General features: G+C 35.7%; 16 protein-coding genes. 13 read left to right on the top strand and 3 right to left on the bottom strand.

Going from position 1 to position 17,589, the window contains the following annotated elements; genetic code table 11:
* The first annotated feature begins 166 nt into the window (after positions 1–166).
* Positions 167–865, top strand: a complete 699-nt coding sequence (locus ACTYA4_RS07650) for a LytR/AlgR family response regulator transcription factor (protein WP_443480917.1) — start codon at positions 167–169, stop codon at positions 863–865.
* Positions 866–1,015: 150 nt separating this feature from the next.
* Positions 1,016–1,996, top strand: a complete 981-nt coding sequence (locus ACTYA4_RS07645) for a sensor histidine kinase (RefSeq protein ID WP_443480918.1) — start codon at positions 1,016–1,018, stop codon at positions 1,994–1,996.
* A gap of 193 nt (positions 1,997–2,189) precedes the next feature.
* Here ACTYA4_RS07645 and ACTYA4_RS07640 read toward each other — a convergent pair whose 3' ends face one another.
* Positions 2,190–2,918: a phospholipase D-like domain-containing protein gene (locus tag ACTYA4_RS07640; RefSeq protein ID WP_443480919.1), complete on the bottom strand. Its 729-nt coding sequence runs from the start codon at positions 2,916–2,918 to the stop codon at positions 2,190–2,192.
* A gap of 146 nt (positions 2,919–3,064) precedes the next feature.
* Positions 3,065–3,391 carry a phospholipase D-like domain-containing protein gene (locus tag ACTYA4_RS07635; RefSeq protein ID WP_443480920.1) on the bottom strand — a complete coding sequence of 109 codons (327 nt, stop codon included), beginning with the start codon at positions 3,389–3,391 and terminating at the stop codon, positions 3,065–3,067.
* A 218-nt stretch (positions 3,392–3,609) separates the two neighbouring features.
* Between ACTYA4_RS07635 and rpoE the strand changes: the two genes are divergently transcribed.
* Positions 3,610–4,191 (top strand): DNA-directed RNA polymerase subunit delta, encoded by a 582-nt coding sequence (gene rpoE / locus ACTYA4_RS07630; RefSeq protein ID WP_443480921.1) that lies wholly within the window; start codon positions 3,610–3,612, stop codon positions 4,189–4,191.
* Between the two features lie 466 nt (positions 4,192–4,657).
* Positions 4,658–6,262: a CTP synthase gene (gene pyrG, locus ACTYA4_RS07625; protein WP_443480922.1), complete on the top strand. Its 1,605-nt coding sequence runs from the start codon at positions 4,658–4,660 to the stop codon at positions 6,260–6,262.
* A 642-nt stretch (positions 6,263–6,904) separates the two neighbouring features.
* On the opposite strand, the gene ACTYA4_RS07620 is transcribed toward pyrG, so the two are convergent.
* The gene (locus ACTYA4_RS07620; protein WP_443480923.1) at positions 6,905–7,432 is read right to left on the bottom strand and encodes a DUF2529 domain-containing protein; all 528 of its coding nucleotides are present in this window, start codon (positions 7,430–7,432) and stop codon (positions 6,905–6,907) included.
* Between the two features lie 444 nt (positions 7,433–7,876).
* Between ACTYA4_RS07620 and ACTYA4_RS07615 the strand changes: the two genes are divergently transcribed.
* From ACTYA4_RS07615 to prmC, 9 genes are all read left to right on the top strand, one after another.
* A complete protein-coding gene (locus ACTYA4_RS07615; protein WP_443480996.1) occupies positions 7,877–8,242 on the top strand; it encodes a response regulator in 366 nt (121 codons plus the stop codon).
* 263 nt (positions 8,243–8,505) lie between these two features.
* The gene (locus ACTYA4_RS07610; RefSeq protein ID WP_443480924.1) at positions 8,506–9,363 is read left to right on the top strand and encodes a class II fructose-bisphosphate aldolase; all 858 of its coding nucleotides are present in this window, start codon (positions 8,506–8,508) and stop codon (positions 9,361–9,363) included.
* A gap of 908 nt (positions 9,364–10,271) precedes the next feature.
* Entirely contained in the window at positions 10,272–11,558 is a 1,287-nt protein-coding gene (gene murA, locus ACTYA4_RS07605; protein WP_443480925.1) for a UDP-N-acetylglucosamine 1-carboxyvinyltransferase, read from the top strand.
* A 224-nt stretch (positions 11,559–11,782) separates the two neighbouring features.
* Positions 11,783–11,908 (top strand): hypothetical protein, encoded by a 126-nt coding sequence (locus ACTYA4_RS07600; RefSeq protein ID WP_445505587.1) that lies wholly within the window; start codon positions 11,783–11,785, stop codon positions 11,906–11,908.
* A 783-nt stretch (positions 11,909–12,691) separates the two neighbouring features.
* On the top strand, positions 12,692–13,966 hold the full coding sequence (gene rho, locus ACTYA4_RS07595; protein WP_443480926.1) for a transcription termination factor Rho: 1,275 nt from the start codon (positions 12,692–12,694) through the stop codon (positions 13,964–13,966).
* A 206-nt stretch (positions 13,967–14,172) separates the two neighbouring features.
* Positions 14,173–14,373 carry a 50S ribosomal protein L31 gene (rpmE, locus tag ACTYA4_RS07590; RefSeq protein ID WP_443480927.1) on the top strand — a complete coding sequence of 67 codons (201 nt, stop codon included), beginning with the start codon at positions 14,173–14,175 and terminating at the stop codon, positions 14,371–14,373.
* A 211-nt stretch (positions 14,374–14,584) separates the two neighbouring features.
* Positions 14,585–15,196 (top strand): thymidine kinase, encoded by a 612-nt coding sequence (locus ACTYA4_RS07585; RefSeq protein WP_443480928.1) that lies wholly within the window; start codon positions 14,585–14,587, stop codon positions 15,194–15,196.
* A gap of 429 nt (positions 15,197–15,625) precedes the next feature.
* Entirely contained in the window at positions 15,626–16,699 is a 1,074-nt protein-coding gene (gene prfA / locus ACTYA4_RS07580) for a peptide chain release factor 1 (RefSeq protein WP_443480929.1), read from the top strand.
* Entirely contained in the window at positions 16,692–17,570 is an 879-nt protein-coding gene (prmC, locus tag ACTYA4_RS07575) for a peptide chain release factor N(5)-glutamine methyltransferase (RefSeq protein ID WP_443480930.1), read from the top strand. Before prfA ends, prmC begins: the two co-directional genes overlap by 8 nt.
* The last annotated feature ends 19 nt before the right edge of the window (positions 17,571–17,589 follow it).

Here is a 17,589-nt window from a genome sequence, read left to right as displayed (position 1 = left end):
TTTATCATACAAAGATACAGTGGAAGATTCTGCGGATATGTCGTGAAAATGCCTTTTTATGTCGCGAAAAGGTTAAATAAAAAGATAAAAATGATAAAATAGATAAGTAATTCCAAATTTAGAAATTATAGCGTTTGGCAATGGAAAAAGAGCGAGGCGGTAAAGCATGAGGATTGGTCTAGTAGATGATCGAGTGATTGATTTAGATAAATTAAACGGAATTGTTTCGAGTATTCCAGAAGCAGAAATTGTTTTTTCTACTTTATCGGCAGAAGAAGCATACGAGCAAATCAAAAAAGAATCAATCGATCTATTAATTGCGGATATTGAAATGCCGAATCTTTCTGGCTATGAATTGGCAGATATTATTCATGCACATGCATTAAACATTACAGTGATTTTTGTTACCGCAAACAGCGGATATGCGGTGCATGCTTTTGAACTGAATGTTCATGACTATATCATGAAGCCATATTCAAAAGAAAGACTAGTACAATCGATTCAGAGATTAATAGAAAAAACACAAACGGCAGAAATTGCAGGCAGATTATATGTAAAACAAAAAAGTGATATACATATTATTCAAAAGAAGGAAATTATTTTTATTGAACGATCGGGACGTGCAACGACTATTTATACAAAATCAAATGCGATCAAAACGTATCAAACATTAAATGAGTTAGAAGGAGAATTAAGAGAAAGAGATTTTATCCGATCACATCGTTCCTTTATTATTAATATTCACTATGTGAAAAACTTTTCTTTATATGCCAAAAATTCCTATACCGTCACATTTGATGGAATAGAAGAAAAAGCAATGATAACAAAAGATAAAGTCGAATTTATACAAAATAATTATTTTTAAGGCTGTTTTCTCAAAGTTTGTTATTTTTTCATAAAAAAACAATTTGGAAATGTATTTCTTGGCAACCTGCATACACGTAGACTCCTGTGGGAATGCGTTTAAAAGCAATAATCTATACGAAAACAGCCATTTTTAAAGGTGGGAAGATAGTTGAAAACAGAAAAAGTCTATTGGGGGCTTATTATACTGCTTGCAATCTTTCATGTACGATTATTCATTATGTCCTTTTACTGGAATAATATTATTTTTATCAGCCTTATTGCTGTTATAATAGCAAGCTGTTACTTAATCTCCAGCAAAATTATTGTTCATTCTCTGTTTTATGAAAAGAAAATAAACGGACTGTTGTGGCTGCTGCAACTGCTGGTAATCACTTTGGCTTTCGTTCTGCCCGATTCTTTTAAAGTTCTAGCAATGGCTATGTTTATGGTGATAGAAATATGCCGATATATTACGTTAAATTCGTTCGTTTCCTTAAAACAAAACGTAAATCAATTGGAGGAGGAGCGGATTCACATTAATGAAACCTTCCGAATTGTGCGGAGTGAAAGACATGATTTTCTTAAGCATATTGCTGCTGTTCATTTTATGATGGAAAGCAAAGAATACAATAATGCAAAACAATATTTAGATCAGTTGGTAGAAGGGTATAAGGAAACAAATTTATCTATTAAAGGGGAAAAAGGAGCAGTAGCTGGAGTGCTTCATAGTATTTACAGACAGGCGAAAGCAAGTGGAATAGAGGTTGCATATGATCTCGATTTGCCAGTATCTACACTGCCAATGGCTGATAAAGAATTGGTTGCGATGCTAAGCAACTTACTAACAAACGGTTTGGAAGCATGTCTTGAATGGAGACAAAAATATAATAAGATGCCATTGTTGTCTCTGCAATTTTATAAAAGAAGCGGCATTTACATATTAATTTGTAGAAATGATAGTCTTTCAATTCCTGTTAAAATACTGGATGAATTATTTAATACATACGGACTGTCCACAAAATCAGGAGCGAATAGAGGATACGGTACAAAAATAATCGGAAATATTGTAAAACAACATCATGGTTTTTTAGATTTTGTTTATAAAGAAGAACAGTTTATGGTGAAAATAAAATTCCCTGCACTAACATGAATTAGAGTGTGAAATCGTTATTTTCAAAGGCTGTTTTCGTATAGATTGTTGTTATTTACCCCGCAGCCTGAATACACTTCGCTTTCCGCCGACGAGTGCCGATCCTCCTCGTCGCTATGCTCCTGCACAAGTCTCGTCTTTCTCGCTTTTCCCGCAGGAGTCTACGTGTATTCAGGCTGTAGCATCTACCACATTATAAAAACGGAGAAATAATGTATGCTATTTTTTCTTTTATCCATCCCCAAATAGTTCGTCTTGCAATATCTTCATAGAATATCTCATTAGACTCTTTCATATCGTTGGTTAGAATTTCATTCATCCGCTGAATAAAAAGTGGATCATAGATACTGCAATTTATCTCATGATTAAGAAAAATACTTCGCTTATCAAAGTTAGATGACCCAATGAAACATATTTCCTCATCCACTAAAATACATTTTCCATGAAAGAAACCATGCTTAAACTGGAAAGCACGGGCGTTTTCGGAAAGTAGGATTCTTAAAAAAGGATAGGAAGCTTCTTTTACAAGAATATGGTCTGAATTTTTAGGTAGAAGAAGGGTGATGGAAACATTCCGTTTCAATGCAAACATTAGCTCGTTCATTATTTTTTTGCTTGGGATAAAATAAGGAGTTCCAATAATAAGGGAACTTTTTGCATGGCGGATTAACTGAGACAATACTTCTTCTAAATACTTTCCTTGTGAAGGAATGGTTTGGTGTCTTGATTTCCCTTTTTTTTGTTTTGGAAAATAATCGTCATTTTGCAGTAAATTAATTTTGGATGCTTCCAACCAATCAATTAGGAATTCTCTTTGTAAATCCTCGACTCCTTCACCTGTCAGCTTTAGATGATAATCTCTCCATGGACTTAGTTTAAGATTTGCATGTATATAGTCCCTGCCAACATTAAACCCTCCCATAAATCCGATATTCCCGTCAATGATCGTGATTTTTCGATGGTTTCTTACTTGTAGGGAATAAAATAAAAACGGGAACTTTGGAATTTGACAAAATCGAAATTGAACTCCCGCAGCTTCAAGTTTTTTAGTTGTTTTTTTTCTGACAATTAAACTGCCCAGCCAATCAAGGATGAGGCAACTTCCACACCTTCTTTTGCCTTTTCCTCTAATAATGATAAAAATTCATTGCTGAGGCTGTCCGCTTTAACCGTATAAAACAAAATATGAATATGATGTTTGGCGTCTTTAATTGCCGAAAATAAATCGGGAAATAATTCTGTTCCGTCTCTATATAAATGAAAGTCTGTATTACGAAAGGCATGGTTATGTCTGTTAATTTGTGTCAGGTTGTGTTTTCTCCCAAGGGAAAAATCGATATATATATATACGATTATTATAATGAAAATGATAATAATGAAAAGTAGTAAGTTCATTTTGTTCCTCCCTTAAGTATTAAGTATTTCCAAAAAGAAAAAATTTCTAACAAAATGTCATATTAATTAATAGAGAAGATAAATTTTAAAAGAAAAGTCAAATAATCCTTAACTGAAACTAGCATATTCACCAAGATATTGTTTATAATGGAGAATATGTATTTTTGCTCTGATTGCTTCAAGTAAAAGAGTTTAGATAGAGGAAGGAAGTGCAAGAAATGAGTGTAGATAAATACACAAAAGTAGAATTACAAGAAATGTCGTTAATTGATGTTGCATATGAATTATTAAACGGTGGAAAAACACCTTATTCCTTTCACGAAATTGTGAGTGAACTAACAAAGATTTTAGATTTAACAGAAGAGGAAGTAAATGCAAAAATTGCACAGTTTTATACAGATATTAATATTGATGGACGTTTTCTTTCTTTAGGTGATAATCGTTGGGGATTAAGAATTTGGTATCCTGTAGATAAATCAGAAGAAGAGATAGTAACAGTAACAAAACCGAAAAAGAAAAAATCGAAAAAAGCAGTTGAAGAAGATTTTGATGATTTTGACCTGCTTGAAGATGAAGAAGATTATGATGACTTTGAAGATGACGATGATGACGAACTTCTAGATGACGACGATGATAATGACGATGATGATGATGATGATTTATTAGATGACGATCTTGTAGAAGAAGATGATGATTTTGAAGAAGATATTGAAGATGAGTATGAAATCGATGACGAAGATTTAGATGAAGAAGATGATGAGGACGACTTTGAAGAAGAGGAAGAGGAAGACAATAAATAAGTCCCTTGACTTTTAAAGTCTATGCTTGTAAAATCATTTTTGGGCTCCTTAAAAAAGGAACGATCTTATATTTGTTAAACAGCGCTCCCTTACTTTTTTAGAAGTAAGAGGGGCTTTTTTTATTTTTTATAATAGTTTAGGCTGTTTTCTAAAAGTTTGTTTTGGGAATAAAATAACAAACGTGGTTGAAGCACTGAGCAGCCTGAATACACGTAGACTCCTGCTTAGAAAAGCGAGAAAGACGAGACTTGTGCAGGAGCATAGCGACGAGGAGGCTCGGCACTCGTCCGCGGAAAGCGAAGTGTATTTAGGCTGCGGGGTAAGTAACAACAATCTATACAAAAAGAGCCATAGTTTATAACTATTTTATAAATGCATCTGCTATATCGTGTCAATCCTCTGTGAAAAAATATAATCTTTAAAAAAGAGGAATATGTACAAACTGATAAATAAGGGGGATTTAAAAATGACAAAATATATTTTTGTAACAGGTGGTGTTGTTTCATCACTTGGAAAAGGGATTACAGCAGCATCTCTTGGCCGTTTATTAAAAAATCGTGGAGTGAGCGTAACGATTCAAAAGTTTGATCCATATATAAATGTGGATCCAGGAACAATGAGTCCATATCAGCATGGAGAGGTTTTTGTTACAGATGATGGTGCAGAAACAGATCTTGACTTAGGACATTATGAGCGCTTTATCGATATTAACTTAACAAAATACAACAACGTTACAACAGGTAAAATTTATTCGACTGTATTACAAAAAGAGCGTCGAGGGGATTATCTTGGAGGAACGGTTCAAGTTATTCCTCACATTACAAATGAAATTAAAGAAAGAGTATATCGAGCAGGGCGTGAAACAAATGCAGATGTTGTCATAACGGAAATTGGTGGAACTGTAGGGGATATTGAGTCATTGCCATTTTTAGAAGCGATTCGTCAAATCAAAAATGACATTGGCAGAGAAAATGTTATGTATATTCACTGTACATTAGTACCGTATATTAAAGCAGCAGGAGAAATGAAAACAAAACCAACACAACATAGTGTAAAAGAACTTCGCAGCTTAGGAATACAGCCAAATGTTATTGTTGTAAGAACTGAAAAAGAAATTTCACAGGATATGAAAGATAAAATTGCTTTATTCTGTGATATTGATACAAAAGCAGTAATTGAATGCCGTGATGCGGATACATTATATACGATACCATTAGCATTACAAGATCAAAACCTAGATCAAATCGTATGCGAACATTTAAAATTAAACTGCGAAGAAGCAGATATGACAGAATGGATTCAGTTAGTAGATAAAGTCCGCAATCTATCTAAAACAACAAAAATTGCCCTTGTAGGAAAATATGTTGAGTTGCAAGACGCTTATATTTCTGTTGTAGAAGCATTAAAACATGCAGGTTATGCTTTTGATGCTGATATTGAGATTGATTGGATCAATGCGGAAGAAGTAAAGGCAGAAAATGCTGCAGAGCTTCTTAAAGATGCAGATGGAATTCTAGTTCCTGGAGGATTTGGCGATCGTGGAATTGAAGGGAAAATTTTCGCAGCACAATACGCTCGTGAGCAAAAGGTTCCATTCTTTGGAATTTGTTTAGGTATGCAAGTAGCTTCTATTGAATTTGCTCGAAACGTATTAGGTTGGGAAGGAGCTCATACTTCTGAAATTGAGGAAGATACAGCTTACCCAATCATTGACTTGCTTCCAGAGCAAAAAGATATAGAAGATTTAGGCGGAACACTTCGTTTAGGATTATATCCTTGTAAAATAAAAGAAAATACAAAAGCATTTGAAGCGTATCAAGATGAAGTGATTTATGAAAGACATCGCCATCGTTATGAATTTAATAATCAATACCGTCAAGACATGGAGAAAGCTGGATTTATTTTCTCTGGAACAAGCCCGGATGGTCGTTTAGTAGAAATTGTGGAATTAAAAGATCACCCTTGGTTTGTAGCATCTCAATTCCACCCAGAATTTATTTCAAGACCAACTAGACCACAGCCATTATTCCGTGACTTCGTGGGAGCCAGCATCAAAATGGCAGAGAAGTAAGAAAAGCGGAAGCGCCTTGATCAGCCCTGAAGAAAAATGTTCATTTGACTCAAAAGTGCTTTTTACTTTTAGAGTCGAAGGGTTATTTTTCATAAGGGCTAGGCGTTGAAGCTAGACAAAGAAAAGCAGAAGCGCCCGTTTAGCGACGAACGGACTGGAGCACTCCGAACGAGATAAAGGAAACACGAAGAGCGAAAGCGATTCGATGTTGACTTATCGTAAGGAGGAGAGCGAAGTACGAGAGTCGTTGGGCGCTGCAGCTAGACAAAGAAAAGCGGAAGCGCCCGTTTAGCGACGAACGGACTGGAGCACTCCGAACGAGATAAAGGAAACACGAAGAGCGAAAGCGATTCGATGTTGACTTATCATAAGGAGGAGAGTGAAGTACGAGAGTCGTTGGGCGCTGCAGCTAGACAAAAGAAACGGATAATTTACATCCTTTATAGAACATAGAAAAAAGCTAACGAGAATGAAAAGTGTAAACTATCATTTGAAGTTAGCTTTTTTTCTAATCCATTATTTTTTGTCCCACTTATCTACGATTCCTCTATTCTTTATAAGAGGACTGAACCAGTGTCTTCACAAATTTAAACAAACGTTTGATTAAAAATCTATATGTAGATATGATGGAGTGTTTTCAGCTTATAAATCGTATTCTCTTAACATTTCATCTATCGTGAATTTGATTCCATAATAAGCATACAAAGCACACATTAGTGCTGGATATCCATATCGGTTTCCATCTTCGTCTGGCAGTAAAGCTTTTTTTAGCGTTAAATCAATATGCACATCCGCAATATTTTGTATTCCTTCTTCTTCCTCCGACAGGATGGTCGATATGGAGACAAAAGAAATATGACGGCGATGAAGCTGTTTAGCAAAGTCTAATACTTCCGGATCAGCAGAAGTTCTAGAGAGTAGCAGAAATCGGTCGCTTTGTGAAATGTCAGCTAAATCCTGGTCTTTCCAAGCTTTTGCATGCTGCAGCGGTTCGGCGCTTTTTGTTGCTTCACTAATTACGCCACTCATTTCATTAGTTGCAAACAAATAAATAGTACCATCACCTACAATTGCTTGAGCAAGCAGACGAGCGCTATCTTCTATCGATTCCTCCTTGTCTTGAATTCTTTTAAATAACCCACTCAACTGGGTGGAAAACATTTTCAGCAATTTATAACCCTCCATGAATTGTTTTGATTTTAGCTGTTTTCTCAAAGTTTGTTGTTTTTTACGTGAAAAAAGGGGAGAAGAAGTACTCAGCAGACTGAATACACGTAGACTCCTGTGGGAATGCGAGAAAGACGAGACCCCACAGGAGCGTATGCGACGAGGAGGCTCGACGCTCGCCCGCGGAACGCGAAGTGTATTCGGGCTGCGAGTTTAAAAGCAACAATCTATACGAAAACAGCCTCATTAAATAATAACTTAACATTCGACAGGAAAATCTGCCAAAAAGCGCTATTATAACCTAATTGTATTATAAGAAAAGGAAGAGAAAAGGTAAAATTTTAGAAGATAGCAGGAAATCTTGACCAATTAGTAGAAAGTTATCTAAAGTTAAAAGAAGAAAAAAGTTGAAAAATATGGGGATTGTTAGAAAGGAAAGGTAGGTTTATTATGAAAGGAAAAATATTGATTGTAGATGATCAGTTTGGGATACGGATACTTTTAAATGAAGTATTTCAAAAAGAAGGATATGATACATTTCAAGCGGCAAATGGTGTGCAAGCTTTAGAAATTGTAACAAAAGAAACACCGGATTTAGTATTATTAGACATGAAAATACCTGGTATGGATGGTATTGAGATACTAAAAAGAATGAAAAAATTAAATCAGGAGATCCGTGTGATTATTATGACAGCATACGGTGAACTTGATATGATTCAAGAAGCCAAAGACTTAGGTGCACTAACCCATTTTGCAAAACCTTTTGATATTGATGATCTTAGAGATGCGGTAAAAAAATATATTCAAAAGTAAAGGAAGTTAGCATATAAAAAATACATATTATCGGAAAAAAGTAAGAATATAGCAAAAAAACACTTGGTTATTTGTGACAATTTAGAAAAAGTTGATGGAATAATAGCATTTCTTCACTTATTTTGGTATGATACAAATGAATTTAAAAGGAAAATGATTCGTTTGGATTTACTTAGGGTAATAAATACATATTTTACTTCCTTTAGGGAATTTAATAAGCTTACCTTGTAAAAAAGGACGATCATAAATAAGGAGGAAGAAAAATGCCTTTAGTTTCAATGACAGAAATGTTAAACAAAGCAAAAGCAGAAGGATATGCTGTTGGACAATTTAACTTAAATAACCTTGAGTTTACTCAAGCTATTCTTCAAGCTGCAGAAGAAGAGAAATCTCCTGTAATTTTAGGGGTTTCTGAAGGTGCAGCACGTTATATGGGTGGTTTTACAACAGTTGTAAAAATGGTAGAAGGATTACTAGTAGATTACAAAATCACTGTACCAGTTGCAATTCATTTAGACCATGGTTCAAGTTTTGACAAATGTAAAGAAGCAATCGATGCAGGATTCACTTCTGTTATGATCGATGCTTCTCATCATCCATTTGAAGAAAACGTTGAAACTACTTCAAAAGTAGTGGAATATGCTCATTCAAAAGGTGTTTCAGTTGAAGCTGAATTAGGTACTGTTGGTGGACAAGAAGATGATGTTGTTGCTGAAGGTGTTATTTACGCTGATGCAAAAGAATGTGATGAGCTAGTTAAACGTACTGGCATTGACTGCTTAGCTCCAGCTCTAGGTTCTGTACATGGTCCTTACAAAGGGGAACCAAACCTAGGATTCGCAGAGATGGAAGAAATCGGAAGCTTAACTGGTATGCCATTAGTATTACACGGTGGAACTGGAATTCCTACAAAAGACATTCAAAAGTCTATCTCTTTAGGAACTGCTAAAATCAACGTAAATACTGAAAACCAAATTGCTTCTGCTAAAGCAGTTCGCGAAACTTTAGCTGCAAAACCAGAAGAGTATGATCCACGTAAATATTTAGGACCAGCTCGTGATGCAATTAAAGCTACTGTTGTTGGTAAAATCAAAGAGTTCGGATCTTCAAACAAAGCGTAATAAAAGAAAAACGTAAACGCCTTGTTCAGCCTTGAAGAAAAATGTTTTATTTTCTTTATTTTTAATGAAACCGCCTGTTTTGGGCGGTTTTGTTCCTTATAAATTGACAGGAGACTGTCGAAAATAATGCAAATAATGAAGAATCCTTTCTAAAATAAGTATCGAAGAAGTCAAGGAAGGAAATAATAAACACTATTACTAAGTTAAAAAAATAGATAGTTGTTTTTAGATTATCTATTGTTTAACTTAGAATGGAAATTACTTTAGAGAAGTTAATAGGATTAATTTCTGAAAAAAATCCTCTAATATTTTCTTCTGATTAACAAAAGAAAATATATTACTGCGTACTCTTCAACTTTTGTCACGGTTCAGTTCTTTTATGCTTTTTCAAAGATTAGAAAAGTAAACCTTTATCATGTTAGGCAATAAATAGTAAGCTTTATGGTCTAGTTATTTTGTTAAAGGTGAAAAGAATCCCCCCTTTAACACTTGATAACCATTACATAATATTTGTCCTTTTCCTATTAAGATTACTTTTTGGTATAATAATGTAATTAGTATAAAACAAAGATTTTACGTCCAAGCCTTGATTCAATTTTTATAGTGCGAGTTCAAAAAGGAGGACAAAAAGAGCCGAGAAGTTCAAGGAAGCAACGCCTAGAGCATCAGATTTCTATAGGATGTGATGACTTCAACGTTGCTCACAGGACGTGAGCGTTTTTAGTAGAAGGATCCTCTATTTAAATACTTGAGAAGCGGATAAGCAAACTGACGCTGAAAATCGCAAGCTTATGTTCCCAAACTTTTTGAACAACCTCTGATATGTTTTGTTTGTACAAAGTTTTTATATATGTGCTTTTATGTACATAACTTGTACTTGTTTTGCATGGCTTAGAAGGGAGTTAGAAATGGAAAAACTTATGATTGCAGGTGGATCTCCATTAAAGGGAACTGTTCGAATAAGTGGAGCAAAAAATAGTGCTGTTGCTCTTATACCAGCAACTATTTTAGCTGATTCTCCAGTTACTATTGAGGGATTACCTGACATTTCTGATGTACAAATTTTAAAAGAAATTATGGAAGAAATAGGCGGGTCTGTATCGCTTTCAGACTCAGATATGACAGTTGATCCAACATCTATGATTTCAATGCCTATGCCAAATGGGAAGGTGAAAAAATTACGCGCTTCCTATTATTTAATGGGGGCAATGCTGGGCCGATTTAAAAAAGCTGTAATAGGATTGCCAGGCGGCTGCCATCTTGGACCACGTCCAATTGATCAGCATATTAAAGGCTTTGAAGCACTTGGAGCACAAGTAACGAATGAACAAGGAGCGATCTATCTTCGAGCTGAAGAATTAAGAGGTGCGCGAATTTATTTAGACGTTGTCAGTGTTGGCGCTACGATAAATATTATGCTTGCTGCAGTAAGAGCAAAAGGCAGAACGATTATTGAAAATGCAGCGAAAGAACCGGAAATTATCGATGTGGCTACTTTATTAACGAATATGGGAGCAAAAATTAAAGGTGCCGGCACCGATGTTATTCGAATTGAAGGGGTGGATCAATTGCATGGCTGCCGTCATACGATTATTCCAGATCGTATTGAAGCGGGAACCTATATTATTATTGGTGCTGCAATTGGCGAGGGCATTTTAGTTGATAATGTCATTCCTCAGCATTTAGAATCATTAATCGCAAAACTTAGGGAAATGAATGTTCATATTGAATCAAGCGATGATCAAATATATGTAAGGTCTAATCCTGATTTAAAAGCAGTAGATATAAAAACATTAGTGTATCCTGGGTTTCCGACAGACTTGCAACAGCCTTTTACTTCTCTTTTAACAAAAACAAAGGGTACAAGTATGGTCACGGATACAATATATAGTGCTAGATTTAAACATATTGATGAATTACGGCGAATGAATGCAGCAATTAAAGTAGAAGGACGCTCCGCGATTATTCATGGACCTGTTCATTTACAAGGAGCAAAAGTAAAAGCGAGTGATTTGCGAGCAGGAGCCGCGTTAGTCATTGCGGGTCTCATAGCTGACGGAGTTACTGAAGTTACAGGGCTTGAACATATAGATAGGGGTTACAGCAACTTAGTAGAAAAGCTTAATGGCTTAGGTGCAACGATATGGAGAGAAAATCTGTCTCAGGAAGAGTATGAGCAACTGAAAAATACGTAAATAAAGGGAGCATAATAGAAAGATGATCATGGAGTTGGTTGTGTTATGGAATTTGCGTTAAAAGGGTGCGGATGACACAGGCAACTTCAGATATGCTTAATTAATTCACGTATATTGGAGAAAAGCTACTAGGCATTGATTATGGTTTTGATTCGTTATAAAGAAGAAAAATCGATGCTGTAGGAGTCTGAAATACATTAGCAGCCTGAACAAGGCAACTTTTTATGCTTCTGATATGTATCTTTTGGGAAAACAATGGAATTGGTATTGGATATGAATTAGTGGATAAATTTAATTATTTGTATGGAAGAGTTAGTGAAAGTGATGCTGCTTTACAGATGGTGCTCTAATTTAAGCAATCTTCTTTATATTTGGCTATGTTAAAGCTCATTGTTGATGTTGGCACGATGTTGATTGGAGTGGAAGGCGTGAGACTCCTGCGGGAAAAGCGAGTCAGAGGGAGACCCCACAGGCGCACAGCGCCGAGGAGGCTCCCGGACCGCCCGCGGAAAGCGAACGCCTGGAACGGAAATGAACAGCCAAGTTTAACAGAGCCTTATATTTAAACATTTTATAGTATATAAAAGTTGAATAAGAGATAAAATGGTAAAACTTAAGGGGCCGAATTTATTCACAAAAACGGCGATAAGACCCGCGCAGAAGGAAGTTTTACTTATTCCTCTATCCTTTCAAAAACATTATTTCCTTTTGAAAAAATGAATAGTAAAGTTGTGCTAATAGTTTGCTTTCCAAAAGGTATCTAATTTAGAAGCAAGCGAACGAACGAAGAGATTTGAAGCTTTAATTTGGTGGCTTTTTGAACATATTTACTTATTTTAAAAAATATTGTTGCACATTTTTTATAGGAAGAGTTAAAATAGAGATTGCTTTTGGTAGATTCTTTTTACGTTAATGTATTTTTGTTTATGGATTTTTTTCATCTTGTGTGAAAACAATATGTAAACAGTTCGTATAAAGAACAATTCTTTTTATGTTATTACTTCAATTTATTCTCGCATCAACAATGCATTTCTTCACATTGCCTCAAAAAGATGATAAAAACATTCCTTTCCTAATATTAATGCTCGAAACAATGGTAGGAATAACTGAAAATTTAAAAGAGTGGTGTCAAAATGGGATTAAACATATCTAGTTTAGAAAATATGAAATTAAAAGAGCTATATGAATTAGCACGTGAATATAAAGTATCATATTATAGTAAGTTAACGAAAAAAGAATTGATTTTCTCCATCTTAAAAGCGAGAGCGGAACAAGAAGGCTATTTCTTTATGGAAGGTGTTTTAGAAATAATTCAGTCGGAAGGTTTTGGGTTCCTACGACCAATAAACTATTCTCCAAGTTCCCAAGACATCTATATATCTGCATCGCAAATTAGAAAATTTGATTTAAGAAATGGAGATAAAGTTTCAGGAAAAGTACGCCCGCCAAAAGAAAATGAACGTTATTTTGGTTTGCTGCAAGTAGAAGCAGTAAATGGAGATGATCCGGATGCTGCCAAAGAAAGAGTGCATTTTCCAGCATTAACTCCATTGTATCCAAATCGTCAAATGAAGTTAGAAACAACACAAAGAAATGTTTCTACTAGAATAATGGATGTATTAGCGCCTGTTGGGTTTGGGCAAAGGGGTCTTATTGTTGCACCGCCAAAAGCAGGGAAAACAATGTTAATTAAAGAAATTGCCAATAGTATTACAACGAATCATCCAGATGCAGAATTAATTGTATTATTAATTGATGAGCGTCCAGAAGAAGTAACAGATATCGAAAGATCGGTTACAGGGGATGTTGTAAGTTCGACATTTGATGAAGTGCCTGAAAATCATATTAAAGTGGCAGAACTTGTATTAGAAAGAGCGATGCGTCTTGTAGAGCATAAACGAGATGTTATTATTTTAATGGACAGTATTACAAGGTTAGCACGAGCATACAACCTCGTAATTCCTCCGAGTGGTCGAACTTTATCTGGTGGTATTGACCCTGCGGCTTTTCACCGTCCAAAGCGTTTCTTTGGTGCTGCACGTAATATAGAAGAAGGCGGTTCGTTAACGATTTTAGCAACTGCTTTAGTAGATACCGGTTCACGTATGGATGATGTAATATATGAGGAATTCAAAGGAACTGGTAATATGGAGCTTCATTTAGATCGTTCTCTTGCAGAAAGAAGAATATTCCCAGCTATCGATATTCGCCGCTCTGGAACGAGAAAAGAAGAATTGCTTATCCCGAAAGAGCATTTAGATAAACTATGGGCTATTCGTAAGTCGATGTCTGATTCGCCTGATTTTGCAGAGCGATTTTTACGTAAATTAAGACAAACAAAATCAAACGAAGATTTTTTTGCAGTGTTAGCAGAACAAATGAAAGCCGGCACAGCTAAAAGATCTTAATAGATTTAAAACCCAAGTAAGTTATTTAAACTTAAAGGTAGTAAATAATAGATTTTTTATAATTATTCGATTCATAATGAATCGAGTTGCAAAATAGAAATGTCCTTGCTATAATGAACACAGTGTGTTTTTAAAAATTAACAATGAAATTTCATTGTTTTATAACTCTGTTTCGAAAGTTGCAGGGCGGAAGGAGATGAAAAGGAATGAAAGCAGGAATTCATCCTAATTATAATCAAATTACGGTGAAATGTGCGTGTGGAAATGAGTTCACAACTGGTTCTGTTAAAAAAGAAATGAAAGTTGAAACTTGTTCTGAGTGCCACCCGTTCTATACTGGTCGTCAAAAATTCGCTGAAGCTGGCGGACGTGTTGATCGTTTCAACAAAAAATACGGCCTTAAGTAATATTAAATGTCAAGAACAGGCAAGAAGTTTTTATTCCTTGCCTGTTCTTTCTTTTATGAATAAATTAATTCTAACCTTACACGATAAGCTGTTTAAGAATAGAAGGAAATACATATATGTTTTCCCTTCTATCCTTAAGTGTCTTATGTTTTTGTTGACGAAATAAACGGAAGAATTTTTGCTGAGTTGTTTTTTGGGAAGGAGTGGTTTCATGTATGTAATGAAACAGCATGGATGGGTAGAAGTGATTTGTGGAAGTATGTTTTCTGGAAAATCGGAAGAACTCATTCGTCGTATAAGAAGGGCAGAATTTGCCAAACAAAAAATTATTGTATTTAAACCGAAAATAGATAATCGTTATAGCGAGGAGGCGGTTGTGTCTCATAATGGTACGACAGCAAATGCTATTCCTATCAGCAAATCTGCGGAAATTTTTAAATATGTAACAGCAGATATTGAATTAGTAGCGATTGATGAAGTGCAGTTTTTTGATGAGGAAATCGTGGATGTCATTCAACATTTGGCAAATAGTGGTCATCGTGTAATTTGTGCAGGACTTGATCAAGACTTTCGCGGTGAACCTTTTGCGAGAATGCCGGATTTGATGGCTATTGCTGAGTTGGTTACAAAACTTCAGGCAGTTTGTGCTGTATGTGGCTCACCTGCAAGTCGCACACAACGCTTAATTAACGGTTCGCCAGCGTCTTATGATGATCCGATTATTTTAGTTGGTGCATCAGAATCCTATGAACCACGCTGTCGTCATCACCATGAAGTGCCTAAAGCCCCTCAACTGCTAAAAAAACAAGACAGTAATTTGTAACAATTTGAACCTTCCGACATTGGGAGGTTTTTTTACAGGTAGGCTCTGTTAAACGATAATGTTGTTTTTGTCTATATTTGAAGCACCGAGCAGCAGGAATACACGAAGACTCCTACGGGAAAAGCGAAATAGGCGAGACCCCGCAGGAGCAAAGCGACGAGGAGGCTTGGCATTCGCCCGTGGAAAGCGAAGTGTATTCCTGCTGCGGATCTTCTTTTAAAATCAACATTAAAAATTAACAAAGCCTTAAAATGAAAAATATGTACCAAGAGAGAACCAAAAAATAATGAATTCGCATTCTTTTCTGGGGGATAAAAAAACTGCCCATAAATGCTTGACTCAATCGAAAGTAGGCTTAATTTGGTTTTGACGGGGGTTATCGCCTATAATATAATTAATACGTTATGGAGAAAAATGAGGTGAAGATTCGTGTTTGATCGTCTACAAGCTGTAGAGGACCGTTACGATAAGTTAAATGAGTTATTGAGCGATCCTGAAATTGTTAATGATACAAAGAAATTGCGTGATTATTCGAAAGAACAATCCGATATCCAAGAAACGGTTGAAGCATACCGGGAATATAAAGAAGTAAAAGAACAGCATAAAGAAGCAAAATCAATGTTAGAAGAAAAATTAGATGCGGAAATGCGCGAAATGGTGAAAGAAGAATTAGATGAAACAGCTTCGCGTATTGAGGAACTAGAAGCACGTTTGAAAATTTTGCTTATTCCAAAAGACCCAAATGATGATAAAAACGTTATCATGGAAGTTCGTGGTGCTGCAGGTGGAGACGAAGCAGCATTATTTGCTGGTGATTTATTCCGCATGTACAGCCGTTTTGCAGAAGCTCAAGGATGGAAAATTGAAATCATTGATGCAAGCTCAACAGGGGTTGGTGGATATAAAGAGATTATCTTTATGATCAATGGTAAAGGTGCTTATTCAAAAATGAAGTTTGAGAATGGTGCACATCGAGTACAACGTGTTCCAGAAACAGAATCGGGCGGCCGTATTCATACATCAACAGCAACAGTTGCTTGTCTGCCAGAAGCGGAAGAGGTAGAGATAGAAATTCACGAAAAAGATATCCGAGTAGATACGTTTGCTTCGAGCGGACCAGGAGGACAAAGTGTTAACACTACGATGTCTGCAGTACGCTTAACCCATTTGCCTACTGGTACAGTAGTATCTTGTCAGGATGAAAAGTCGCAGATCAAAAACAAAGAGAAAGCGATGAAAGTATTACGTGCCCGTGTTTATGATAAATTCCAACAAGAAGCACAAGCAGAATACGATCAACAACGTAAATCTGCCGTTGGAACGGGAGATAGATCGGAGCGTATTAGAACGTATAACTTCCCACAAAATCGTGTCACAGACCATCGTATTGGTTTAACGATTCAAAAGTTAGATCAAATTCTGCAAGGGAAAATGGACGATGTTATTGATGCGTTAATTTTTGAAGAACAATCAAGCCGTTTAGAAAGTGCTTCTGATGTGTAAAAATAGTCCGGTAAAAATTTTTGAGGCCCTAAAATGGGCTTCTTCTTATTTACATGAACATAATCGGGAAGAATACGCAGCAGAATTGCTGTTAAGACATGTACTTCAAATCAGCCGGTCTGAAATGTTAATGAACTTTCGAGATGACATGAATTTGGAGGCATTGTCTGTATTTAAAAAATATATTTATCTTCATGCGGAAGGAACACCTGTTCAATATATTATCGGGTATGAAGAGTTTTATGGACGAAAGTTTAAAGTAAATGAAGAGGTTCTTATTCCGAGACCGGAAACAGAAGAATTAGTAGAAGCTACTTTAAAAAGAATAAATACACTTTTTAAAGGGAAAAATGGTTTAAAGCTAGCTGATATTGGAACTGGAAGCGGTGCAATTGCTGTTTCTATGCAATTAGAAGAACCGAGTCTATTAGTGACTGCAACAGATCTTTATTCCCCTTCTTTGCAGGTTGCAAAAGAAAACGCGTCTATTTTAGGTGCAGATAAAATCCAATTTGTGCAAGGCGATTTGCTTGCTCCTTTTATCGAACAAAAACAAACATTTGATATTATTCTTTCTAATCCTCCGTATATTCCAGAAAGTGACCAAATGGAGATGTCGGATATCGTAACAGAACATGAACCACATCGAGCTTTATTTGCAGGGGCTGATGGACTGATGATATATAGAAGATTATGCAAGGAACTTCCCTCAGTATTAAAAAAACAAAGTTTAGTTGGTTTTGAAGTTGGTGCAGGACAAAGTAAAGCAGTATCTGCTTTATTGCAGACAGCGTTTCCAGAGGCAAATATCGAAGTGGTATTTGATATAAATGGAAAAGATAGAATGGTTTTTGCAGAGATTGGATTTTAAGTAGAGAATAACCACTTTT

It is taken from the genome of Niallia yueguangensis (assembly GCF_052663115.1).
Note: the sequence above shows the minus strand (reverse complement) of the source record. Positions and strands in the feature narration are given on the sequence as shown.